Origin of the sequence: Kitasatospora nipponensis (assembly GCF_039528135.1) — a bacterium.
GTDB classification, from domain to species: Bacteria; Actinomycetota; Actinomycetes; order Streptomycetales; family Streptomycetaceae; genus Kitasatospora; species Kitasatospora nipponensis.
In genome coordinates, this window is record NZ_BAAALF010000101.1 from 1 (window position 1) to 22,896 (window position 22,896).

Sequence of the window (22,896 nt, forward strand, 5' to 3'; positions counted from 1 at the left end):
CCGACGAAGCCCGCGACCGTGCCCACCCCCGCGCACACCACCGCGGCGCCGCAGCCCAAGCAGTCCACCGAGGCCCCGGCGCCGACCCAGCCGGCCGCGGGTGGCGGTGGCACCTGCGCCGCGCACACCGTCGGCAGTTGCGGCTGGGACCACGGCATCACCCCGGCCCACGCGGGCGAGACGGCGCAGTGCGTGGACGGCACCGCCTCCGACTCCGCGCACTTCGAGGGCACCTGCTCGCAGCACCACGGAGTGCGCTACTGGTTCAAGTAGGACCGGGCGCCGGCGCGGTCCGCCGTCAGTGCGGGATGCTGTCGATCAGCTCCCGGGCCCCCTGCCGCAACAGGGCGACGGCGACCGAGGTGCCCAGGGTGGCCGGGTCCAGCGGGCCGGCCCACTCGTGCGCGTCCAGGACCGTCTTGCCGTCCGGCGAGAAGACCCGGCCGCGCAGCGAGAGCCGGCCGTCCCGCTCGGCGCGGGCGAAGCCGGCGATCGGGCTGTTGCAGTGGCCCTGCAGCACGTGCAGGAACATCCGCTCGGCGGTGGTCTCGCGCCAGGCGTCGGGGTCGTTCAGGCCGGCGACGGCCGCGCTGGTCGCGGTGTCGTCCTCGCGGCACTGCAGCGCCAGTACGCCGGCGCCGATCGGCGGGCACATCGCCTCCACGCTGAGGATCTCGGTGATCCGGTCCTGCTCGCCGATCCGCTCCAGTCCGGAGACGGCCAGCAGCAGCGCGTCGGCCTCGCCGGCGGCCAGCTTCTCCAGCCGCCGGTTGGCGTTGCCACGGAACGGGACGCAATCCAAGTGCGGGTGAGTGACGGCCAGTTGGGCGATCCGGCGCACCGACGAGGTGCCGATCCTGGTCCCGGCGGGCAACTGGTCCAGCGACCGGCCGCCGGGGTGCACCAGGGCGTCGCGCACGTCGTCGCGGCGCAGGAAGGCCGCGAACAGCGTGCCGGCCGGCAGCGGGCGGTCGGCGGGCACGTCCTTGACGCAGTGCACGGCGAGGTCGGCCTCGCCGGCCAGCAGGGCGGCGTCCACCTCCTTGGTGAAGGCGCCCTTGCCGCCCAGCGCGGAGAGCGCCCCGGTCCAGCGGTCACCGGCGGTGGTGACGGGAACGACCTCGGTGCGGATCCCGGGGTGCAGCAGCGCCAGCTCGGCGCGCACCCGCTCCACCTGGGCCAGCGCCATCGGCGAGGAGCGGGAGACGATCCGGATCAGCGAGGGCAGCGGCGGTGAGGACTCCTGCGCGGCAGCGGCAGCGGAGGCGGAGGCGGAGGCGGAGGTGGAGGCGTCGCGGGACGAGGCAGACGAGGGCGACGAGGGTGACGAAGGCGAAGACGACGACGACATGGCGACCACGATAGGGCGTCAGCCATCCGGGAGAAGTTGAGTGCGCGTCGAGCCGGTGGCTGTGGCGTTCGAGGCATCTCGCGGTAGCGTGCACCATTCGCACGTCAATCGCACGGGGGCGGCAGCTCAGGGAAGCGGGTCATGGCCGAGACACGTGAGAGCGCGATCCCGGTCCAGCGGGTCCCCGCCTGGGGCCGGGCGGCCCGCGCCGCCCGCGCCGCGAGGGCGAACGGTCTGGCCGGATTCGACGGGTACGGTGCGCACATCGCGCTGGCCCTCGCGTTCTGCGCCGCCTACTGCCTGCTCGCGATGGTCCGCTACGAGCGGTTCGGCTCACCCTCCTGGGACCTGGGCATCTTCACCGAGGCGGTCAAGGGCTACGCGCACTTCGGCGCCCCGAACCTCTCCATCAAGGGCCCGGGCTTCAACGCGCTGGGCGACCACTGGTCCCCGATCGTCGCGGTGCTGGCGCCGTTCTTCTGGCTGGTCCCGTCCGCGGCGACCCTGCTGGTCGCGCAGGCCGTGCTCTTCGCCTGGTCGGTCGGCGTGGTGTCGGCCACCGCGGGACGGGTGCTCGGCCGGACCAGCCACGGCCTGCTGATCGGCATCGGCTACGGCCTCTCCTGGGGCGTGCAGCGCGCGGTGGACGCCGAGTTCCACGAGATCGCGTTCGCCGTGCCGCTGCTCGCCCTGGTCTGCCGCCAGGTGCTGCTCGGCCGCTGGGAGCGGGCCGCCTGGTGGGCGCTGCCGCTGGTGCTGGTCAAGGAGGACCTGGGGCTGACCGTGGCCGCCGCCGGGGTGCTGCTGGTGCTGGCGGGCCGGCGCTACTACACCGGCGCGGTGCTGGTGCTGTTCGGGCTGGCCTTCACCCTGCTCACGGTGGTGGTGCTGATCCCGCACTTCAACCCGCACCACCAGTTCGACTACTGGACCAAGTTGCCGGGCGGCACCCACCCGCACCTGTGGCAGGTGGTCAGCGGGGCCTTCACCCGGCTGGCGGTCTGGAAGACGGTCGGCTGGCTGCTGCTGGTGGTCGGCTTCGTCGCGGTGCGCTCGCCGCTGGTGATCCTGACGCTGCCCACCCTGGCCTGGCGGTTCGGCTCGTCCAACCCGATGTTCTGGGGACCGGACTGGCACTACAACGCGACCCTGATGCCGGTCCTGTTCCTCGCGCTGGTCGACGCGGTGCGCCGGCTGCGGGAGTCGCCGCGGGTGCGGCCGGGCCTGCGGGCCTTCGCCGAAGGGCTGGTGCCGGCCGTCCCGGCGATCGCGCTGGCCTGCACGGTGAGCCTGCCGGTGGGGCTCGGTGGCCTGTCCGACCCGGCGGCCTGGCGCGGCGGTGCGCACGCGGCGGCGCTGCGCGAGGCGATCGCCACCATCCCGCCCGGGGTGCGGGTGGAGTCCTCGATGGCGCCGCTGGCCCGGCTGGCCGCCCGGGACGACGTCTACTGGCTGGGCGGCAGCAAACCGGTGGCGCCGGACTACCTCTGCGTGGACCTGGCCGGCTGGGACGGCGCCCCGAGCGACCTGGCGGCCTACGGCGCGGCGCTGCACCCGGGTTCGTCCTACGCGGTGGTCTTCGACAAGCAGCAGGTCGTGGTGCTGCAGCGCCAGCCGTAGCCGGGGCGCGGGTCGGTCGGCGGGTCGGCCCGCAGGCCGGTCGGCGGGTCGGTCAGCCCTTCAGGCAGGGGCAACTGGTCATCAGGGCCTTGACGTTGGAGACGTACCCGGGGTTGGGGATCACCGAGGTGCCGGTGGTGACCCCGGTGGCCGGGTCGGTGACGGTGGTGTAGTGCACGTTGCCGGCGCCCGCGTTGTAGGCCGCGATCACCAGGTCGAGCAGCGGGTTCTTGCCGGTGACCGGGTCGGGCGCGAGGTCGTAGTTGCCGCCGAAGTCGGAGTCGCCGTAGTAGGCGACCAGTTCGTCCAGCAGCTCGGCGCCCAGGTCGGTGTTGCCGGCCAGCGTCTGCACGTCGTTCTTGGTGCCGAACTTGCCGTTCATCCAGGTCGCGGTGGCCGGCATGATCTGCATGGTGCCGATGCCGCCGTCGCAGGCCAGGATGCCCGACTGCCAGCCGCTCTCCTGCCAGCCGATCGCCTTCACCAGTGCGACGGGCAGCGGCGGCAGCTTGTCGGTGCCGCCGCTGCCCAGGGTCAGGGTGCGGGCCTTGCCGGCGGCGGTGGTCAGCGCGGTCGCCACGTCCGCCTGGGCGGCGTTCGGGGTCGGGTAGCTGGGCTTGCAGCTGCTCTGCAGCGGCGGGGTCTGCGGCGGCGTCGAGGGCGGCGGCGGGGCGACCGGGCCCGGCTTGGCGGTCGGCGCGGGGGCGGCCGTGACGGCGGCCTGCGGCTTGGCGCTGGTGGGGGCGGGCTGCGCCGGGTTCGCCGGGGCGGTCGGGGAGCCACCGGTGGGGCCGGGGCTCGCCTTGTGGGACGCGCTTGACGAGGCGCTGGGGGACGGGCTGCGGCCGGCGCTGTGCGAGGCGGAGGCGCTCGCGGAGGCGCTGGGCGAGGCACTCGCGGACGGGCTCGGCGAGCTGCTCGGGGAGTCGCTCGGGCCGGGGCTCGTCGCCGTGCCGGACGCGTCCGTGGAGCTGCTGGGTGCGTCGGCGACGGTGACGGTCTTGACGTCCGCGGTGCTGTGCGCGTCGGAGCCGGACAGCGCGTAGGCCGTCAGCGCCCCGGCCGCCGCCACGGATATCAGCCCGGCCGCGGCCTTGTGGCGCATGGTGATCTGCATGGTTCCGCCCCCGTTGGTGTCATCACACAAAGAGCCGCAGTCTACTCAGCGGACTCTCGCGGTCCAGGGGCGGGGGCGGGTCGTGCGGCGCAATGGGCCGGGCGGCGGGGTCGGGCGGTGCGGCTGAGGCGGTGCGGCCGCTCAGCTGCTCTCGGCGGCCAGTTCCTCCAGCGCCCGCACCGCGCGCTCGGCGTCGTCGGCCGTGACGAAGAGGTGGTCGTGGTGGAAGCCGGCCACCACGTTGCAGCTGATCCCGTGCTCGGTGAGCCGCCCGGCCACCGCCGCCGTCAGGCCGACCGCCGAGAGCGCCGAGTGGATCCGCAGCGTGATCCAGGCGGCGACGTAGTCGTAGGAGAGACCGAGCGCGTCGGCCTCCTCCTGCTCCAGGACGGCGGTCAGCCCCTCCGGTTCGGCCACCGTCGCCACCGGCCGCAGCCCGGCGGGGGCCCGTCCGGTGAAGGTGCAGTAGACGAAGCGGCCCGGGTTGAGCACCGGGCGCATGTCAGCGAGCAGTTTCCGAAGGTCCGTTTCACCAGCCATGCCCGCCACCGTAACCGGCGCCCGCGGGTGTCCGGACGTCCGGCGGATCGTCGGCGCGGCGCGTCGCGGCGGCCGGGGGCGGTGGCGGAGACGGCGTTCGGGGGTGGGGTTCGGTTGCCGGCTGTGCCTACTGGTTTGTACATTCGTGGGATGAGTACCAGCACGCAGGACCGCCTCATCGAGAGCACCCGCGAACTGCTCTGGGAGCGGGGCTACGTCGGGACCAGCCCCAAGGCCATCCAGCAGCACGCCGGGGCCGGCCAGGGCAGCATGTACCACCACTTCAGCGGCAAGCCGGACCTGGCGCTGGCCGCGATCAGCCGCACCGCCGAGGAGACGAGGGCCAAGGCCGAGGCGCAGTTCAGCGGGCCGGGCACGCCGATCGAGCGGATCGCCGGGTACCTGCGGCGCGAGCGGGACGTGCTGCGGGGCTGCCCGGTGGGCCGGCTGACCCAGGACCCCGACGTGATGGCCGACCCGCAGCTGCGCCGGCCGGTCGAGGAGACCTTCGGCTGGCTGCGCTCGCGGCTCGCCGAGCTGCTGGCCGAGGACGGCGGGGTCCGCGGGGGTGCGGGCGGCGGCGCGGCGGTGGACCCGGCGACCACGGCCGCCACCATCGTCGCGGTGCTCCAGGGCGGTTACGTGCTGGCCCGCGCCGCCGGTGACACGGCGCCCTTCGACCAGGCCGTGGAGGGGCTGCTCGCCCTGCTCGGCGCCCCGGCGGCCCCGGTGGCCCCGGCCGCGCCGGCGGCCCCGGTGATCCCGGTGGTCCAGCCCGGGTAGCCGGGCCGGGCCGGACCGAACGCGACCTGACCCGACCGCTCGGGGAGCGGCCGGGTCAGGTGGGTGGGGCGGGTGAGGCGGGTCAGGCCGACGGGCGCTCGTCCAGGACCTGCTGGAGCTTGCCGGTACGCGGGTTGGTGACCAGCTCGGCGCGCGGCACCCACTCGATGGTGAGGTGGTGGATGGTGCCGAGCGCCACCTCCTCCGGGTAGAGCGGCCGTGCCGTGTACAGGGCCTCGACGAGTCGCTCGCTCAGCTCCGCCGGGGGCTCCTCCAGGTAGCCCAGGCGCACGATCAGGCCGTCCCTGCCGTCCCAGCGGCGCTGCACCAGCTGCATGCCGGCCATGTACCGCTGCGGGTCCGCCTCGATGAGCACCGAGCGGATCTCCTCGGTCGGCATCGCCACCGTGCCGACCCGGGCCCCCTCGGTGGTGCGGCCCAGCAGCCGGAAGCGCTGGCGCGCGGGGTCGACCCACTCGGCGCGGTCGCCGGTCGGGTAGCGCAGGATCGGCATCAGGGTGCGGAACAGGTTGGTGACCACCACGCGGCCGGGTACCCCCGCGGTGGTGATCGGCTCGCCGGTCACCTCGTCGATCAGCTCGACGACCGTGCGGTTCGGGAAGGCCTCGTGGACCCGGACGTCGTCGCCGGGCACCGGGGCCCCGACCAGGCCGGCGTCGATCGAGGCGAAACCGATCGAGGAGACGGCCGCCTTGGGAAAGGCCCGGGAGAGCACCGGGCGCAGGTCGGCGAAGAGCAGGTCGCCGCCGAAGAGCAGCAGTTCGACCGAGTCGGCGACCTCGCCGCGCTGCACGAGGCACTCGGCCACCGCCGCCAGCTTCATCGGCTCGCCGGCCAGCACGTGCACGCCGAAGCCCGCGATCAGGTCCGCGACGTACTCGTTGGTGGTGGTGCCGCCGACCGGCAGCCGGACGTTCTCCACCGGCGCGTGGTGCAGGGCGTTCTCGATGTAGAGGAAGCCGCCGTAGAGCTCGCCGGCGCAGAACAGGTTCGCCACCCGGTGGCCGGCCCGTAGGCCGGCCTGGACGATGCCCGCGCCGAACGCGGTCACCGAGTCGGCGTGTTCGGAGCGCGACCAGGGGGAGAACTTGGGGACCCCGGTGGTGCCGCCGGTCTTGTAGACGCCGGCGTCGGTCAGCGGGCCGGTCAGCAGCCGGTTGTCCGGCCAGGTGTTCGCCGCCCAGAAGGCGCCCTGGTCGATCACGGGCAACTCGGTGAGGTGCGAGATCGTCCGCGGTACCTCGCGGTACAGCTCGGCGTAGAACGGCGAGTGCGTCCGGGCGTGGTCGACCAGCGCTTGCAGCGGTAGTGCGGGCACTGCTTCTCCTGTGCTTGTCGTGCCGGGGCCCTGGGGCCGGCGGGTCGGGGCCGGGTGGGTCAGGCCGGCGGGCGCTCGTCCAGGACCTGCACGAGCTTGCCGGTGCGCGGGTTGGTGACCAGCTCGGCGCGCGGCACCCACTCGATGACGAGGTGGTGGATGGCGCCGGCCCCGGCCTCGGCCGGGAAGACCGGGCGGGCGGCGTAGACGGCCTCGACGAGCCGCTCGCTGAGGTCCGCCGGGGGCTCCTCCAGGTAGCCCAGGCGCAGGACGAGACCGTCCTTGCCGTCCCAACGCCGGTGCACCATCTGCATTCCGGCGATGTGCTGGTCCGGGTCCGCGCCGATCAGGATCGCGCGGGTGTCCTCGATCGGCATCGCGATCATGCCGACCCGGCCGCCCTCGGTGGAGCGGCCGACCAGCCGGAACCGCCCGCGCTCCGGGTCGACCCACTCGGCGCGGTCGCCGGCCGGGTAGCGCAGCACCGGCATCAGGGTGCGGAACAGGTTGGTGACCAGCACCCGGCCCGGCACGCCCACCGCGGTGATCGGCTCACCGGTCTCGTCGTCGACGATCTCGACCAACGTGCGGTTCGGGAAGGCCTCGTGGACCCGGACGTCGTCGCCGGGCACCGGGGCCGCCACCAGGCCGGCGTCGATCGAGGCGTACCCGATCGAGGAGACGGCCGCCTTGGGGAAGGCCCGGGCGAGCATCGGACGCAGGTCGTCGAAGAGCAGGTCGCCGCCGAAGAGCAGCAGTTCCACCGAGTCGGCGACCTCGCCGCGCTGGATGAGGCACTCGGCCACCGCGGCCAGCTTCATCGGCACGCCGGCCAGCACGTGCACGCCGAAGTTGGTGATCAGGTCGGCGACGTACTCGTTGGTGGTGGCGGCGCCGACCGGCAGCCGGACGTTCTCCACCGGGGCGTGGTGCAGCGAGTGCTCGATGTAGAGGAAGCCGCCGTAGAGCTCCCCGGCCCAGAACAGGTTGGCCACCCGGTGACCCGCCTTGAGCCCGGCCTGGACGATGCCCGCGCCGAACGCGCTCACCGAGTCGGCGTGTTCCGAGCGCGACCAGAAGGAGAGCTTGGGGGAGCCGGTGGTGCCGCCGGTCTTGTAGACGCCGGCGTCGGTCAGCGGTCCGGTCAGCAGCCGGTTGTCCGGCCAGGTGTTCGCCGCCCAGTAGGCGTCCTGGTCGATGATGGGGAGCTGGGTGATGTCCGCGATCGTCTGCGGCACGTCGCGGTACGCCTCGGCGTAGAACGGCGAGTTCCTGCGGGCGTGGTCGACCAGGTCCTGAAGCGATTTGGCGGGCACTGCTTCTCCTGCTCTCTACGAGGGGTCGGGGCGCCCGATCCAGGTGCGGGCGAGCGTCTGCACGGTCGAGCCGTCCTGGTCGGCGAGCTTGTGCTCCAGGTACTCCGCGGCCCACCGGTTGGCCGGGACCCGGAAGGCCGGCCGCTCCTCGGTCAGGGTCCGCAGCACGACCTCGGCCACCTCCCGGGACACCTGCCCGGCGGCCTCCCACCCCTGGCCGCGGACCCAGTCGATGTAGTCGCCGAAGGTCGGGGCGTAGGGGCCGGAGGCGGCCTGGACGGTGGCCCGGTTGATGTCCGGGAAGACCCCGAAGGAGGTGTCCGACACGAAGCCGGGCACCACGATGGACACCTTCACCCCGTGCGCCCCGGCGACCGGGGCCAGGCTCTCCATGAAGCCCTCGACGGCGAACTTCGCCGCGCTGTAGGCCTCGTTGAACGGCTGGCCGACGACTCCGTGCACGCTGCCGATGGTGACCAGGCGCCCGCGCGCGGCCCGCAGCAGCGGCATCGCGGCCCGGCTCACCGCGATGACACCGAAGAAGTTCACCTCCAGGTTCGCCCGCAGCGCGTCCATCGTCGACATCTCCAGCGTCGGGTCGAAGTTGGAGATGCCGGCGTTGTTGACCACCGCGTCCAGCCGCCCGTACGCCTGCTCCACGTCCTTGACGCAGCCGGTGACGGACTCGGCGTCGGTGACGTCGAGTCGGCGCAGGTCCACGGTGACGCCGGCGTCGCGTGCCGCGTCGAGCAGCGGCTGCGCCCGGTCGAGCGAGCGCATGGTGGCCACCGTCGTGAATCCGGCCCGGGCGGCGGCGACCGCGGTGGCCAGGCCGATGCCCGAGGACGTCCCGGTGATCAGGACGACGCCCGGCCGGGCGGTCGTTTCTTCGGTCGCTGTCATGATGTGCTGTCCGCCAGTTCCGCCTCGGTGCCCGCGGTCGGCTCGGTGCCCGCGGGCACCTCGGTGTCCGCCGCCTGCTCGCGCTGGCGCTGGGCCGCGTCGAGCAGCGGCTGGATCCGCACCGCCGGCAGGAACGAGCAGGCCGCCAGCAGCGTGCCGCCGGCCATCACGACCCGCGCCGCGTCGAGGATGCCCAGCGAGCCGGTCAGCAGCGTGACGGCCAGGCCGCCGACGAAGGCGGCCACCGGGATCACGCCCCAGGTCGCGGTCCGGAACGCGGCGTGCATCACGCCCTGGTTCTGGGCGGTCATCCGGGACTGCCGGATGGGCGCGCTGCAGACGTTGATGCACGACATGAAGAAGCCGTAGAAGCCCATCGTCACGGCGATCACCGCCCCGGCGGGGAGCGCGGGCGCGGCGAGCACGCCCAGCGCGATCGTGCAGTGCAGCAGCAGCGCCCAGGCCAGCGTGCGGCCGGTGCCGAGCCGGTCGCTGATCCTGGGGGCGACCACGGCGCCGATCAGCGCGCCGACGGCCGCCACCGACATGGCCGCACCGAAGGTGCCCACCGACATGTGCAGGCCGCGGTAGCCGAGGATCGGCAGCACGGTGACGAAGATCGGCCCGCCGCAGTTGAGCGTCACCGCGGCCACCACCACGCGCCGCAGCACGGGGTCGGCCCAGTTGAGCCGGAAGCCCAGGGTCAGCCGCTCCCAGACCGAGCCGGTCATCACGGTCTTCTCGCCCCAGGGCGTCATGAACTTGAAGCAGACGGCCGAGACCAGGTAGCTGGCCGCGTCCACGAGCAGGGCGGCCACGCCGAAGGCGCTGTAGAGCCCGGCCGCGATCGAGGGCCCGGCCACCTCGGAGACCGAACCGCTGCCCTCCAGGCGGGAGTACGCGCGCAGCAGGTGCTTCTCGGTCACGACCGCGGGGACGGCCACCAGGTAGCCGACGTTGAAGAAGATGGTCGCGCCGCTGATCACCGCCACGCAGCCGAAGAGCAGCGGCGTGGAGAGCCAACCCTGCCAGTAGGCCAGCGGGATGACCGCCACCGCCACCAGCCGCAGCAGGTCGCAGACCAGTAGCGTCCAGCGCTTGTCCCACCGGTCGACCAGCACACCGGCGATCGGCCCCAGCAGCGGGATGCCCAGGTACTGGGCCATCGAGACGATGCCGACCTGCAGGGCGCTGGCGTGCAGCACGAAGATCATCAGGGTCGGCACCACGAACACGGTGACCCGGTCGCCGGTCGTGCTGATGGTCTTGCCGAACCAGAGCAGGTTGAACCCGCGGCCCATGTCCTGCGGGAGTCGAAGCTTCACGACTCCTCCCGTATGACGAAGTTGGAGGTCTTGCCGGTCCGGTCGTTGCTGATCAGCGCGTCCACCGCGCGGACCTGGACGGACTCCGGGTCGTGCACGAATCCGGTGCTGAGCGTGAAGGTCGCCGAGAGCAGCTCCCGGCGCAGCCGCTCGACGTCCACCTCGGCGCCCTGGGCGGTCAGCAGCAGGACGTCCACCGTGGCGACGCGGCCGCGCTGTTCGGTGATCAGGATCTGCGCCCGCGAGACGCCCGGCTCCCGCTCGACCTGCGCGATGATGTCGTCCACGTGCAGCCCCAGGCCGCGCACCTGCACGACGCTGTCGCGGCGGCCCAGCACCTGCATCGCCACGCCGGGGCGCCCGCACGGGCAGCTCACCAACCGCCCGGCGTCGCCGGTCTGGTAGCGCAGCACCGGGTTCAGCATCTCCGGGTTGAGCGTGGTGAAGTCCAGCAACTCGCCCGGGCCGACGTGCACCAGCTGCTCGGGCAGGGTGTGGAAGGTGTCGTCCGGGCAGTCGGGGGTGTTGGTGCCGACGACCCAGGTCTCGGTGGAGCCGAACATGCCCCAGCGGCGCGCGTTCGGCGCGACCACCGCCATGTCCTCCTCCAGCTGGCTCTGCCAGGCCTCGCCCAGCCACAGCACCTTGCGCAGGGCCGGGAGTTGCAGCCCGGCCGCGCGGGCGGCCGCGAACCAGAGCCGCAGCACGCTCGGGGTGCCGCCGATCGCGGTCACCTCGCGCGCGGCGAAGAACGCCAGCCAGTCGGCGTACTCGTCCTTGGTGACCGAGCCCAGCGCGATGATCTGGCAGCCGGACAGGTCGGCCAGCGCGGCGGCGAGGAAGTGCGCGCCCCACATCCGGCCGGCGCCCCAGACGTTGACGAAGACGTCGTCGCGGTCCAGCGGCTGCCAGTGCGCGTGGACGCCGGCCATGTAGAAGCCGGTGGGCGCGTAGCCGACCTTGGGCGCGCCGGTGCTGCCGCCGCTCTGGAAGAGCCAGGTGGCGCTCCGTTCGGCCTTGGGCTGCAGGTGCGCCAGCGCGACGTTGAGGTCGTCCTTCATCAGCGGCGGCAGCGCGGCGACGTCGTCGAGGGTGAGCGTCTTGTCGTGGTCGGTGTAGCGCCCGGCCAGCGCGGGCACGGTCCGCAGCCGTTCCAACGAGCGCTGGGCGACGCGCAGATGCGGCTCGGCCGCCTCCGGCGAGAGCGAGAACAACTCGGTCATCTCGTTTCCGTCCCTGGGGTGAGGGTGAGCGCGGCGGTGCCGGGGGTGTTGGCCAGCCACTGTGCGTGCGCGTCCCGGTAGGCGGTGAACCGGGCCCGGGTGATGTCGCGTTGGAGCGAGCGGTTCGGGTCGTCGAAGTCCGGGGCGATCACGCCGTCCGGCTCGAGCTCGGAGAACCAGTACCGCTCGCCGTCGAAGAGGAAGTCGATGCAGAAGAACGGGATCGGCATCTTCTCGGCGAAGTAGGCGGTCGCCGCGGCCAGTTCGTCCGGGATCTCGGCGAACTCCATGGTGCCGCCGCGCGAGGCGTTGGCCACCGGCGAGCCGGCCTCCGGGGTCCGCTTCAGCACGGCGTACGGCTTGCCGTCGATGACGTACACCCGGTAGTCGACCGTGCCGTCGCCGAGGTAGGGCTGGATCACCAGGGTGGTGTCGCCGCCCTGCGCCAGGCTGGCCAGGCCCCGGATGTCCTCGGAGCTGCGGGCCAGGTTGATCCCGCCGCCGCCGCACCAGCCGGCCGGCTTGACGATGGCCGGGTAGGTCATGTTCGCCAGCGCGACCTCGTAGAGGTGCTTGCCGACGTCGCGGCCCGAGCCGATCCGGATGGAGGGGATCGGGGGCACCGGGGAGCCGTCGAGGTGCAGGATGGTGGCCAGCTTGTCGTTGCCGATCAGCGACATCAGCGGCGGGAACGGCAGGTAGAACCCGGCCTGTTCGAGCACGGCGTACAGCGCGTACTGGTTGAAGATGTCCATCGACTGGTAGGGCAGCGAGTAGAGCGCGGTGATGAAGAGGGTGTCCTGCGGGTCGACCAACTCGTCGTCCACGTAGACCAGCGGCTTGCCGCGGACCGTGCCGTCCACCGTCACCGCGTCGGGCGAGTGCCGGGTCCAGCTCATCCCCAACTCCTGGGCGACCTCCGCGTAGAGGTCCCAGAAGTAGTGCTGCCACATCGCGCCCGTGCGGGTCGACTCCCGGTCGGGAAAGATCCAGCACATGCGGCGCAGCGGGCCGCCCGCGGCCGTGGTCGCCGTCGTCGAACCGGCGCCTTCGCCCGGCGTGGGTATGGTCATCGTGATCCTCACAGGGAAGTGGTCAAGGCCGGTCGGCGAGCGTGGCGCCGCAGTCGCCGACCACCCCTGCACCGCCGGACCCCGCGCCGCCGACGGCGGTCGCCGACCCGGTACGGGACCGGTCCGTCGCATCGGTTTCGGGGCTCATCCGGGTTCGGTTCTCCGCCATGGCTCGGGTGCGTCGCAGGAGGGTCGGCCGGCAGGGTCGCACCAGCGCGCTCCGGACCGGGCCAACTCTGGCAACGGTGTCGAGTCATGTCAATGCTCCGGAATTCACGTGACTATTCGTCAACCCCGCTGTGGATCGTGCCGAGCCGGTCCACTGCCACGTCAAATGGGTGAGAGGCAGTCGCTTTTGTGTGACGGCGGACCCGGAACCGGAACACCGGGTGACGGGCGGACGGTCCCGGAGCCGCGGAAGCACGCCTCCCGGCCGACCGGCCCGGGGTGCGATCGGCGACTGCGGCGGACGAGTCGGGGCGCGGTTGCGGCCCGGTTGTGGCGCGGTTGCGGCCATCCGGGGTGGCGGTACCCGGAGGGTGAGTCGACCCCCGCCGGCACCCGGTCCCGGCGGGGTGCGGTGCCCTCCGGCCGACTTGATGATTTATGTCGTGAGCATGCGACAAACGGCGAGCCGGTGGGCGGTGCGCCGACCGCCGGCGGCCGCGGCGCGAGCCCTGTGGCGCGGGTGGGGTGGCGGCCCGACCTGTGGCGCCGCCGGTGCGCGGCCCTCGCGGCGACCGGGCGCGGTACTGCCGGGAATGGCTGGGGAGGCGGGAGTTGGGGGCGGCTGCTCCGATTCTCCCATTCGTGTGCGGTGGTTGATTGGGGGAGGTGGTGGATCGGGCGGCCTGGTGGGAAGTTGCGGATTTCTCCGCGGCCAGTGCGCTCCGTGCTCGAATGATGTGATGAGCCGTCAGGGAAGCTCTTCGGAGCGGGTGCCGATCGTCTCCTTCGGTCACATTTCCCCGTGGGTCCGTCCAGGCATGGGAATTGGCGGGAGAGGGTCCCCGTCGAAGGTGCGGGTGGATGTGGCGCCGCGGCGGTTTCGCGCGCTCGGCGATTGCCTGCGGAAGGCGCCGGCGCGGGAGTTGTCCGGTCCCGCCCGCGCCCCCGGGGCCCGGTGGGGCGAAGAGCGGGTCGCGCGGCGCCGGTGCGGTCGACGGAACGCGGCCGCCGGATCAATCGGCCGCCGTGCACGGTCGGTGGAAATCCACCTGGCACTGGATCGGGCGTTCGATCGGCGGAAGAAGTCGGTGATCCGGCCGCTGACCGGTAACCGGACGTCGGTCACCGGCGGCCGCGGTAAAGACGTTGTGCCGATGACGTGGTGGCCGGTAGCCGCACACCTGTCACCATCTCCGAATCACCCCGACCGCCACGGCGTGCGCCGACGCCCGACGATCTTCGACGATCACGGCCGGCCCGTGGCCCGGCTTTGGCCGCCGCTCGCCACGGCGCTTCCGATAAGGGCGATTCGGGCCTTGATAGGCATGACGGCCGAGCCGGTCGGGTCGACCGATCCGATCGCGCCCACCGCCCTGCGGTGCGCTCAGGGCTCGAAGCGCCAGCGGGTCGCGCCGTAGGGCTCGGCGGTGGCGACGCCGAAGAGCGTGGCGATCCGCAGGCGGTACAGCTGCCAGGGGGGCGGGCCGGCGCTGGGGGCGCTGAACGGTGCGGTGAAGGCGCCGCCCTCCACCTTGGCGGGCCAACCCGCCTCCTGGTAGATGGCCGCGATCCTGCGCAGGGTGTCCTGGTCGGTGACCCGGGTGGCCTCGCCCTCGGCCACGACGTCGATGCCCTCCAGCCGCACCGAGAAGGTGCAGGCCGGATTCGCCGCCAGGTTGCGGGCCTTGCGCGCGTCGGGGCTGCTGGTGAAGTACAGGTCGGTGTCGAGCCAGACCGCCCCCACGCCCGCGGAGCACGGACGCCCGTCCGGGCGGACCGTGCCGAGGAAGGCCGTGACGGCCGGGCTCGGCATGGCGGCGCCCAAGGCCTCGTCGGCCCTGCTCCACAGCAGGGCCGGGTGGTCGTAGCGGTCGAGATTGGTCGCTTCGACGGGTTCCCTACCGGTCACCGCGCATCACCCCTTCGCGAGGCCGCCGCCGGTCGTCCCGGGCCGCGGCCGGCCCGATTCTCAGCGTCTCACGGATGCCCGACGCCCGCGTGAGGTGCTCAGTACCGGCGCAGGAGCGGCCACAGGGCCGTCCACGGCCGGTCCGGCGCCGCGCAGAGCAGCACGGCCGCGTGCTGCTCCTGGTTCGCCGTGCCGTGCCCGTTGTCGACGCGCGCGACGACGTGGCAGCCCGTGAAGTGCTCCTCCAGCTGCGGGTAGCCCGCCGGGTGGACGAGCAGCACCGGTCCCGTCGCGGTGGCCGGTGGCGGGCCCCAGGCGGACAGTCCCTGGTGGCCGGAGTACGGGGTCGGCAGGCCGAGGGCGGGCCCGTACCGGGCGAGTGCGCCGGCCTCGCCGTAGTTCGCGGTCAGCAGCACGGCGCCGGCCCGCTGCTCGGCCGGGATCGCCGCCCAGCCCGTGGCGGTGGCACGCGTGAGCTCCGGCCAGCCGACCTCCTCGCCGAGGTCGGGGTCGACGGTCATCGGTACGGCCAGCGCCGAGGCGGGCAGTACCGGAAGGGCGGCGAGCGCGCTGGTGAGCAGGGCCGCGAGCAGTGCGCCGAGCAGTCGGGCGCGGTGCCCGCGGGCCCAGCGGGCGTACGGCTCGCAGCCGGCCGCGGCGAGCGCGTACAGCAGCGGCATCGGGTAGTACGCCTTGCCGCCGCTCACGATCACCAACACGCAGAGCGCCACCCAGGCCACCGCGACCGGTCGGGCCCAGCGCAGCTCGGGCCGGCGCAGCAGCCGGCTCAGCCCGGTCAGCCACAGGGGCGCCAGCACCGGGGAGAACTGGAGCAGCTGCATCGGGAGGACCAGCAGCCGCCCGCCCGCTCCGCCGGCGGAGCTGATCCCCCGGGCGACCGTCAGCTCGGGCCAGCCGTGCGCGGCCTGCCACCACAGGACGGGCAGCGCGAACGGGAGTGCGGCGAGCAGCGCGGTCAGCGGCCCCAGCAGCGCGCGGGGCCGGGGGAGGGGCCGCGGCAGGTGGAGGCCGCGCGGCCCGGCCGTCAGCGCGCCCGCCGCCAGCACCGCGAGCAGCCCGAGCACCAGCAGCTTGTTCAGCAGCGCGACCCCGACCACCGCGCCGAGCAGCGGCCACCGGATGCCGGCTCGGTTCGCCTCCGGGCGCTCCTGATCCGGTGTCGACGTCCGCCCTCCTTGCCCGTCCTCGCCGGCGCGCAGCAGGCGGAGCGTCAGCAGGATGATCGTCAGCCACGCCGTCAGGTCGAAGGTGGTGGTGGAGAGCAGGTGGCCGTTGCCCAGCAGGAAGCCCGAGCAGGCCGCCGCCCCGGCCGCGAGCACCTGCCCGCCGCGCCCGGCGCCCAGCTCGCGGGCGATGGACGCGGTGAGCGCGATCGAGACCGCCGAGAGCAGCGCCGGCAGGATCCGGACCCCGGTCGGGGTGGCGCCGAAGAGCTCCGCGCCGAGGCGGGCCAGCAGCGGGGTGAGCGGTGGTTGGTCGGGATAGCCCCAGGCCGGATGGCGACCCGCGAGCAGGAAGTACAGCTCGTCGCGGTGGAAGCCGTAGCGGCCCGCCAGCGCGATCAGCAACGCCGCGGCCGCGGCCGCGATCCCCCACACCGGCCCGGCCGCGAACGGCTCCGGGCCCCCTGCCCCTGCTTCCCCCCGTATGCGCATGCCCGCATTCTGACCGCCCGGGCCGGGGCCGGAGAAGAGAGCGGACGAGGACTGCTTCCGCCGGCGGGGTTCAGCGGGACGGCGTGCCCGGCGACCACACGCCGAGCCACTGCTCGGCGCCGTAGTCCTCGAACCGCTCCACCTCGGTGAACCCCAGCTTCGCGGCCACGCGCATCGAGGCCTGGTTGGCGGTCTGGCTGGAGAGCACCACCGGCTCACCGGGGTGCCCGTCGGCGAACCAGTCGAGGGCCGCCGCGCAGGCCTCGGTGGCGTACCCGTGACCCCACGCGTGCGGCAGGAACATGTAGCCGAGTTCGGGCTCCCCGCCGTCCGGACGGATGTGCCCCTTGCGCTCCGGGTCGCGCCGGTCGAGCGTGATCATGCCGATCGTCGCGCCGTCCAGCTCCACCGCGAAGAAGCCGAACCGCTGCCCGGGCACCTCGGGCATCGCCCGCTCGAGCTCGTCGCGCGACCGGGCGCCGCCGACGTAGCTGCCCACCTCCGGCGAGGCCGCCAGGTCGATCAGCGCCGCACGGTCCCGGGCCTCGGTCTCGCGGAGCACGAGCCGCTCCGTGCTGATCGGGGCGGGCGGCCAGGCGACGGGGTGCGCGGTGATCTCATCCGACATGGAACGGCTCCTGATCCTCCGGGCCACCCGGTTCGCCCCCGGTACGGCCCCTGCGGGGGTGACGACTTCTGACGTCACCACTCCTCGGGACGCGCTCCGACGGGATGTCAGTTGCGTCTGTGCCCTGATCTCAGCGCAGTTCGGAGGGGCTTTCCAGGACGAGACGGATCTCCGTCACCTGGTAGCCGGCACGGTCGAAGGCGGCGGCCATCGGGACGTTGACGGTGTCCGTGGTCGCGGTGACGCGCTCGGCGCCCGCCGCCGCATGGAAGCGGGTGATCTCGGCCAGGATCTCGTCGATCAGGCCCCGCCCGCGCTGTTCCGGTACGACGCCCAGGTAGCCCACGTTGCGGTGGTAGGGCGTCGCCGAGGGGATCGCCATCCCGGCCAGTGTGCCGTCCGGGAGATGGGCCAGCCGCCACCAGGAGCGCTCGCCGGGGCAGTCGAGGTAGAAGTCGAAATCCTCACGGGCCAGTTGCTCGGCATCCCTGCTGAGCAGCTCGTTCCGCGTGGCCAGATCGAGGCTGCCGTGCGACAGGCGGACGAAGGCGTCCAGGAACTCCTCGTCGGTGCCCTCCCGGAAGGCCAACCGCCCGGTGGGCTCGGCGGTCCCGGCCTGCGGCGTCCACTCGTAGCGCAGCCTCTCGATCTCGCGCGTCAGGCCGGTCCGGTGCGCGGCCTCCCGGCGCCAGGCGACCGCCTCGGCCAGCGGCGGCGCGGCGCGCCATCCGCGCGGCAGCGGGACGGTGTAGCCCGGGAGGTTGCCGAAGGAGGCGTGGCCGGCCGCGAGCAGCCCGGCGGCCACGCCGGCCGGGTCGGCCACGCCCGCCCGCACCTGAAGGCAGTCGAGCGCGATGGGCCGCGCGCTGTCGGCACGGCCCCACCACAGGGCGCGGGCAAGGATGTCGCCGTCCCCGTCCTCGGCGAACCAGGTCCACGCAGGGCGCATCCGGTTCTCGGCGAACTCCTCACGGACCTTCTCGGCGCTCAGGGCGGGGACGGGACCATCGGCCGGGTAGGCGGCCGCGCGCTCGAGGTCCGAGGGGTCTGCGGTGGCGTCGCGGAAGATCATCTGGTGATGATCACACAGGTGCGCATGGCGCTTCTCGAGTGCCTCCGGGGTGGAGTGGTGCGAGGGCCGTGCTGGTGTGCACGGCCCTCGCACCGGGTGTGGGGCGCCCCGTTCCCGCCCTCGTCGTCCGGATCTGCACGTGGTGGTGTGCTGTGCGGTGTGCGCTGTCACCTGTACGCGGTGCTGAGCTGCGTTGTCGGTGGGGAATTGAACCCCTGCGTTGCTCTTCACGCACCGAGGCCGGATAAACCGCCGACCCGCGGTGTGTGCACGCCTCCGTGACGACTACCTGCTGTCCCACACCCAGCTGGTGGGTTCAGTCCTCGATCAGGTCGATCTCCCAGTTGGTGCGCTGGATCACGGTGTCCACCTCGCGGATCTCCTTGGCCAGCACGTCCGCCTGGGCCCGGAGTTCGGCGACCGGCAGGGCGGAGAGGATCCGCAGTTCGGACCTCATCTGCCGGACGGCTCCGCGCTGGTCACGTCCGGAGGCGGCGTCGGCGGCCGTCGTGAGCACCGAGTGGCGCAGCCGCAGGACGTCCCGGCGGGCGAGGGCGTCGGTCAGGGTGCCGCCGCCCTCGAGGACCGCGGTGGAGTTGGTCCGGTTGATCTGGCGGATCAGCCGCTCCAGCTCGTCCAGCACCTCTCCGGCCTGGGCCAGGACCTCCGCCGCGTTCTCGGCCGGCTCCTCGCCCTCCTGGTAGCGGGCGCTGCCGACGACGCGCGCCCGCAACTGCTCCACCCGCCGCACCGAGGCCGCACGCTCCGCGAGCGCTTCAGCCAGTTTCACCGCGTCATCCCCCCACGTCCCTCGTGATCGTCCGGCAAGTATGCACGTCGACGCCCGACGGCCCGGTTCGCGGGGCGGGGGCGAGGGGACCGGCCTTCGTCGGGAGAGGACGGTGGGGCCTTGTGGTGACCGCTTCGCGTGCGGCGGCGGTCGGCCCACTGCCGCACGCGAAGCGGCACGTCCTACGAGCCCCGGAAGATGTCCTTGGTGAAGAACCCGACGGTCAGTGTCGCGGCGCCGCCGGAGCCGTGTTCGATCTTCTCGACGAACGCGCCGCCGTAGTCCCACCGGCGTAGCGAGTGGCCCGGCCGCGTGCTGTCCTCACGTCCCTGGACGCCTCTGCGCTCGCAACGGTTCGTCCGTTCGGAGGAGTACCTGTCGGTACCACATCGGCGCCGGCGGGGGTCTGATCGCCACCAGCATCCGCGCAACCTGCTCCCAGCGGTGCCACGCGAGAGCCACCCGCTGGGATCACTGCTGGTCAGGGGGCCGACGCAGCCGCCTGTCGGACTCTCGTGCGCGTCCTTCCTGCTCATGGGACGGCCTGTCAGATGTCGGTGCGGGGATCACCGCCGGCGGGCTGTCCGGCTCCGGCGCCAACCGGTCCGGGTTCGCCGGCACAGGACGGTGCGTGACCTGTGACAGCGAACCTGGACCGCTTGCCGTCGAAGGTGGACTGAACGCAGTTCGTGACAGCGAAGATGGACCGCCGCAGGTCAGGAGTACAGAGCCCACCTAGGGATGGCCCAGCTCACCCCGGGAGCCGGGCGGCGATAACAGCCTCGGTGCGGACACGCTCGTCAAACAATCCGCCGACGGGACCGAAGGCGTTCAGGGCCTGTCGGAGGTCACGTTCGAAGGCCGCCCGGCCGGGGCCGAGTGCGGCCGGGCTGGTGAAGCTGTAGGAGAGCTGAAGCCCAACGACCTCGTCCACGCTGCGGCTGACCGTCCGGTCCCAGTGAATCTCCTCGACCCGGGAGAACGGCGAGCGGAGCAGGACCTCCTGGTGCCGCACATCGGGATACCCGGCCGGCCCGGAGCCCCGAAAACGTTCGGGGCCCAGATGGCGACGGCGGACCTGCTCGACCACGGCCAGCCAGGGCGGCGGTTCAAGGTCGTCGTGCTGGGCTCCGCAGGTCGCCAGCACCACCGCGCCCTCGGGTTCGATAAGGGTGTCCAGGTCGCGCAGCAGCCGTTCCCGGTCCGTCCAGTGGAACGAGGCACCCATCACCGTCAGCAGGACTGGCCCCACGTCCATCGCGAGCAGCGTGTCAGAGCTCCCGAGTCGCCATTCGATGCCGCTCACCCGTGCCTGGGTGGCAAGACGACGCCCCTCGGCGATCATTTCAGGCTCCGGATCGACGGCAATCACCTCTCGTAGGAGCGGCGCCAGCGGCAACGTGAGAGCTCCGCTGCCCGCCCCCAGATCCAGCACCCGCTGGGAGCCATCGAGAGAGAAACGCTGGCCGAGGAGAGCGAACAGACGGGGATCGTACGCGGGCCGGAACCTCGCGTAGTACGGCACCGTCGAGGCGAACAATCCACCGGGCGGAGGCTTCACTCCTCCAATCTCCCACCGTTGCGTTCGTCCGGGAAGCCAAGGGGTGTCGGCTCAGCCAGCATGATCAATCTCAGCGCTAACCGCTGTCCGCCTACTACTTGCGGCCGAGGGACAAGTAGCTGACCTGCGGCGATCCATCATCGCTGTCACGAACTGCGTTCGGTCCACCTTCGATGGCAAGCGGTCCAGGTTCGCTGTCACAGGTCAGTGCGCACCCGGAAGGCGTTGACGAGCGACAGTCACCGATATATCGTTGAGCCATCAAGACAGTACGTCGAACGATCGCGATCTGGTCGTGAGTCGATCGCAGTGATCGCGGTGATCGTGAAACCGAGAGGTGGTGCGCACCATGCGTACGGAGAATTCGTTCAGCAGAGGAGGCCGGGGCGGCCAGGGCCGTGGACGCGGCATGGGCCGGCGGGGGCCGGGGTTCGACGAGATGCCGGGGGAGTTCGGGGAGGGGCGCCGGGCGTTCGGGCCGCCGATGCCGCCCGGTGGACCGTTCGGTGGCGGCCCGTTCGGTGGCGGGGGTCCGTTCGGGCCGTTCCGCGGCGGGCACGGCGGCCGCGGGCGTGGTCCCGGGCGGCGTGGTGGGCGGGCGCGGCGTGGTGACGTCCGGGCCTCGCTGCTGGCGCTGCTGCTGGACCGGCCGATGCACGGCTACGAGATGATCACCGAGATCGGTGAGCGGACCTCGGGTGCCTGGCGTCCCTCGCCGGGATCGGTCTACCCGACCCTCCAGCTCCTGGAGGAGGAGGGCCTGATCCAGGCTCAGGAGACCGGCGGCAAGCGGCTGTTCACGCTGACCGCGGCGGGTCGCACGGAGGCCGAGGCGGGCGCGCCGGAGCCGTGGCAGGAGGCCGGCCAGGGAATCGACTGGGAGGCCGTCCAGGAGGTCGGCCAGGCGCTGGGCTCGGTGGACCACGCGATCCGCCAGGTGATGACCACCGGCACCGAGGAGCAGCGGGCCAAGGGACTGGCGGTCCTGGTGGAGGCGCGCAAGAAGCTCTACCTGATCCTGGCCGAGGAGGCCTGAGTCGAGCGGCCCTGAGCCGAGGAGGCCGGAGTCGAGCAGCCCCGACTCGAGCGGCCCCGAGTCGGGCGGCCCCGAGTCGGGCGGCCGGGGTCGGCGAGCCCCGAACCTCAGTCGTTCGGGGCCTCGTCGGCCGGCGGCTCGTACTCGTAGCGCCAGCGGGAGCGGCCCTTGGTGCCGTACTCCTTGACCCGGACGTACACCAGCGTGCGGGCCGGCTGGTCGCCGTGGGCCGGCACCGGCACCCGGTAGACCTTGGGCACGGTGTTGAAGGGGCTCAGCAGGATCGGCAGCACCCGCCCGTCCAGTGGCCCGCCGAAGAAGGCGGTGTCCGCGCTCCTCATCGCCTGGTTCTCCTCATCGGCCCAGCTTCGCACCCCGGACCCGGGGATCCCAAACACCCCCGGGTCCGGGGCGCCCGCGTGCTCCCTTATCCTGCTCTGTACGCCCCCGGGGTCCGCCCGGGTCAGCGGCCCCGTGCGGGCCGGGTGAGGCGCGCGACGGTGCGCCTGCCCGCCGAGCTCTCGACCTCGAGCGCCGCACCGTGGACCAAAGGCGTCGGCCGCCCGGTGACCCCGGTTCCGGCCACCCGGTGAACCACCGGGCGCACCCGGGAAGCAGCGGGCGGTGCCGGGTGTTGGGCCGGTTGTCGCGTCGAACGCTGTGACACACCAGCCACAGCAGGCGGAAGGGGCCCGATGGAAGCCAGTAGCAGGTGGACGGCTTGGTGGCCGCGACGTGACCGGCAGCGCCCCGGTCCGGCCGCCGGTGGTGGGATGTCCCCGGCTGCCCGGCTCGACCTGCTGCTCGGCGCGGTCCGTGCGGGCTTCCCGCTGGCGCCCGCCGCGCACCCGGCGGGCCACCGCTGTTCCTGTGACCGGGTCGGCTGTCCGGCGCCGGCCCAGCACCCGGTCTCGTTCGCCTGGCAGTCGCAGGCCACCACCGACGCCGAGCAGCTGGCCCGCTGGCTCTCGCGCGACCCGCAGGCCAACTTCATCACCGCCACCGGCCGGGTGCACGACGTCCTGGACGTCCCGGCCGAGGCCGGCCGGCTCGCGCTGGAGCGGCTGACCGCGCTCGGCGTGGAGGGCCCGGTGGCCGCCGTCGGCGAGGACCGCTACCTCTTCTTCACCAGCACCCGTGGCACCCCGGAGGACGAGGACGAGTGGTGGTCGAGCGCGCTCGACACCCACCCGGACACCGTCTCCGAGCACCCCGGGCTGCGCTGGCACTGCCGTGGCTCGTACACGCTGCTGCCGCCGGCCGCGCTGCCGGACGGCTCCGAGGTGCGCTGGCTGCGCGGGCCCGAGCAGCCGCTGCCGGACCCGCTGCGGGTGCTGGACGTGCTCACCGACGCCTGCACCGAGGTGGGCGCGGTCGCCGAGGAGCAGTGGCTGATCGGCTGACCAGCTGACCGGCTGACCGGCTCGAGCGGCCGGCCACCGCCCCGGGGCGGTGGCCGGCCGCTA

General features: G+C 73.1%; 22 protein-coding genes. 6 read left to right on the forward strand and 16 right to left on the reverse strand.

The features are described from left to right. A partial coding sequence (locus tag ABD323_RS24675) for a DUF3761 domain-containing protein (protein WP_425556141.1) occupies positions 1-273 on the forward strand: 273 nt, incomplete at its 5' end. A gap of 25 nt (positions 274-298) precedes the next feature. Here the strand turns inward: ABD323_RS24675 and hemC are convergent. After that, the gene (gene hemC, locus ABD323_RS24680; protein ID WP_344444120.1) at positions 299-1,351 is read right to left on the reverse strand and encodes a hydroxymethylbilane synthase; all 1,053 of its coding nucleotides are present in this window, start codon (positions 1,349-1,351) and stop codon (positions 299-301) included. Positions 1,352-1,492: 141 nt separating this feature from the next. Between hemC and ABD323_RS24685 the strand changes: the two genes are divergently transcribed. After that, the gene (locus ABD323_RS24685) at positions 1,493-2,971 is read left to right on the forward strand and encodes a DUF2079 domain-containing protein (RefSeq protein ID WP_344444121.1); all 1,479 of its coding nucleotides are present in this window, start codon (positions 1,493-1,495) and stop codon (positions 2,969-2,971) included. Positions 2,972-3,023: 52 nt separating this feature from the next. Here the strand turns inward: ABD323_RS24685 and ABD323_RS24690 are convergent, their stop codons facing one another. Both ABD323_RS24690 and ABD323_RS24695 read right to left on the reverse strand, forming a co-directional pair. Continuing rightward, positions 3,024-4,088 (reverse strand): lytic transglycosylase domain-containing protein, encoded by a 1,065-nt coding sequence (locus ABD323_RS24690; protein WP_344444122.1) that lies wholly within the window; start codon positions 4,086-4,088, stop codon positions 3,024-3,026. 141 nt (positions 4,089-4,229) lie between these two features. Beyond that, positions 4,230-4,628, reverse strand: a complete 399-nt coding sequence (locus tag ABD323_RS24695; protein ID WP_344444123.1) for an ACT domain-containing protein — start codon at positions 4,626-4,628, stop codon at positions 4,230-4,232. A 150-nt stretch (positions 4,629-4,778) separates the two neighbouring features. Between ABD323_RS24695 and ABD323_RS24700 the strand changes: the two genes are divergently transcribed. Beyond that, complete coding sequence (locus ABD323_RS24700) at positions 4,779-5,411, forward strand: TetR/AcrR family transcriptional regulator (RefSeq protein WP_344444124.1); 633 nt, start codon at positions 4,779-4,781, stop codon at positions 5,409-5,411. An 82-nt stretch (positions 5,412-5,493) separates the two neighbouring features. Here the strand turns inward: ABD323_RS24700 and ABD323_RS24705 are convergent, their stop codons facing one another. The 6 genes from ABD323_RS24705 to ABD323_RS24730 are packed head-to-tail and all read right to left on the reverse strand — an operon-like array spanning position 5,494 to position 12,590. Beyond that, positions 5,494-6,750: a phenylacetate--CoA ligase family protein gene (locus tag ABD323_RS24705; RefSeq protein WP_344444125.1), complete on the reverse strand. Its 1,257-nt coding sequence runs from the start codon at positions 6,748-6,750 to the stop codon at positions 5,494-5,496. Positions 6,751-6,809: 59 nt separating this feature from the next. Then, positions 6,810-8,066 (reverse strand): AMP-binding protein, encoded by a 1,257-nt coding sequence (locus tag ABD323_RS24710; RefSeq protein ID WP_344444126.1) that lies wholly within the window; start codon positions 8,064-8,066, stop codon positions 6,810-6,812. Between the two features lie 15 nt (positions 8,067-8,081). After that, positions 8,082-8,969 (reverse strand): SDR family NAD(P)-dependent oxidoreductase, encoded by an 888-nt coding sequence (locus ABD323_RS24715; protein WP_344444127.1) that lies wholly within the window; start codon positions 8,967-8,969, stop codon positions 8,082-8,084. Beyond that, positions 8,966-10,294, reverse strand: coding sequence for an MFS transporter (locus ABD323_RS24720; RefSeq protein WP_344444128.1), 1,329 nt, complete (start codon positions 10,292-10,294; stop codon positions 8,966-8,968). The genes ABD323_RS24715 and ABD323_RS24720 overlap by 4 nt, the downstream gene beginning before the upstream one ends. Beyond that, positions 10,291-11,517: a phenylacetate--CoA ligase family protein gene (locus ABD323_RS24725; protein WP_344444130.1), complete on the reverse strand. Its 1,227-nt coding sequence runs from the start codon at positions 11,515-11,517 to the stop codon at positions 10,291-10,293. Before ABD323_RS24725 ends, ABD323_RS24720 begins: the two co-directional genes overlap by 4 nt. Next, a complete protein-coding gene (locus ABD323_RS24730; RefSeq protein WP_344444131.1) occupies positions 11,514-12,590 on the reverse strand; it encodes an ATP-grasp domain-containing protein in 1,077 nt (358 codons plus the stop codon). Before ABD323_RS24730 ends, ABD323_RS24725 begins: the two co-directional genes overlap by 4 nt. 1,205 nt (positions 12,591-13,795) lie before the next feature. Here ABD323_RS24730 and ABD323_RS24735 point away from each other — a divergent pair. Then, positions 13,796-14,176 carry a hypothetical protein gene (locus ABD323_RS24735; RefSeq protein WP_344444132.1) on the forward strand — a complete coding sequence of 127 codons (381 nt, stop codon included), beginning with the start codon at positions 13,796-13,798 and terminating at the stop codon, positions 14,174-14,176. On the opposite strand, the gene ABD323_RS24740 is transcribed toward ABD323_RS24735, so the two are convergent. The 6 genes from ABD323_RS24740 to ABD323_RS24765 form a co-directional block, all read right to left on the reverse strand. Further along, complete coding sequence (locus ABD323_RS24740) at positions 14,143-14,667, reverse strand: pyridoxamine 5'-phosphate oxidase family protein (RefSeq protein WP_344444133.1); 525 nt, start codon at positions 14,665-14,667, stop codon at positions 14,143-14,145. The genes ABD323_RS24735 and ABD323_RS24740 overlap by 34 nt on opposite strands. Before the next feature lie 98 nt (positions 14,668-14,765). Further along, complete coding sequence (locus ABD323_RS24745) at positions 14,766-16,343, reverse strand: ArnT family glycosyltransferase (protein WP_344444134.1); 1,578 nt, start codon at positions 16,341-16,343, stop codon at positions 14,766-14,768. Between the two features lie 70 nt (positions 16,344-16,413). Continuing rightward, complete coding sequence (locus ABD323_RS24750) at positions 16,414-16,971, reverse strand: GNAT family N-acetyltransferase (RefSeq protein ID WP_344444135.1); 558 nt, start codon at positions 16,969-16,971, stop codon at positions 16,414-16,416. A gap of 130 nt (positions 16,972-17,101) precedes the next feature. After that, positions 17,102-18,043, reverse strand: a complete 942-nt coding sequence (locus tag ABD323_RS24755) for a GNAT family N-acetyltransferase (protein ID WP_344444136.1) — start codon at positions 18,041-18,043, stop codon at positions 17,102-17,104. A 316-nt stretch (positions 18,044-18,359) separates the two neighbouring features. Then, the gene (locus tag ABD323_RS24760; protein WP_344444137.1) at positions 18,360-18,833 is read right to left on the reverse strand and encodes a DIP1984 family protein; all 474 of its coding nucleotides are present in this window, start codon (positions 18,831-18,833) and stop codon (positions 18,360-18,362) included. Positions 18,834-19,584: 751 nt separating this feature from the next. Further along, positions 19,585-20,394 (reverse strand): class I SAM-dependent methyltransferase, encoded by an 810-nt coding sequence (locus ABD323_RS24765; RefSeq protein ID WP_344444138.1) that lies wholly within the window; start codon positions 20,392-20,394, stop codon positions 19,585-19,587. Positions 20,395-20,743: 349 nt separating this feature from the next. Between ABD323_RS24765 and ABD323_RS24770 the strand changes: the two genes are divergently transcribed. After that, positions 20,744-21,430 (forward strand): PadR family transcriptional regulator, encoded by a 687-nt coding sequence (locus ABD323_RS24770; RefSeq protein ID WP_425556142.1) that lies wholly within the window; start codon positions 20,744-20,746, stop codon positions 21,428-21,430. A 107-nt stretch (positions 21,431-21,537) separates the two neighbouring features. Here the strand turns inward: ABD323_RS24770 and ABD323_RS24775 are convergent, their stop codons facing one another. Next, positions 21,538-21,771, reverse strand: a complete 234-nt coding sequence (locus tag ABD323_RS24775) for a hypothetical protein (protein ID WP_344444140.1) — start codon at positions 21,769-21,771, stop codon at positions 21,538-21,540. A gap of 354 nt (positions 21,772-22,125) precedes the next feature. Here ABD323_RS24775 and ABD323_RS24780 point away from each other — a divergent pair, with 354 nt between their 5' ends. Next, a complete protein-coding gene (locus ABD323_RS24780) occupies positions 22,126-22,833 on the forward strand; it encodes a bifunctional DNA primase/polymerase (RefSeq protein WP_425556143.1) in 708 nt (235 codons plus the stop codon). The last annotated feature ends 63 nt before the right edge of the window (positions 22,834-22,896 follow it).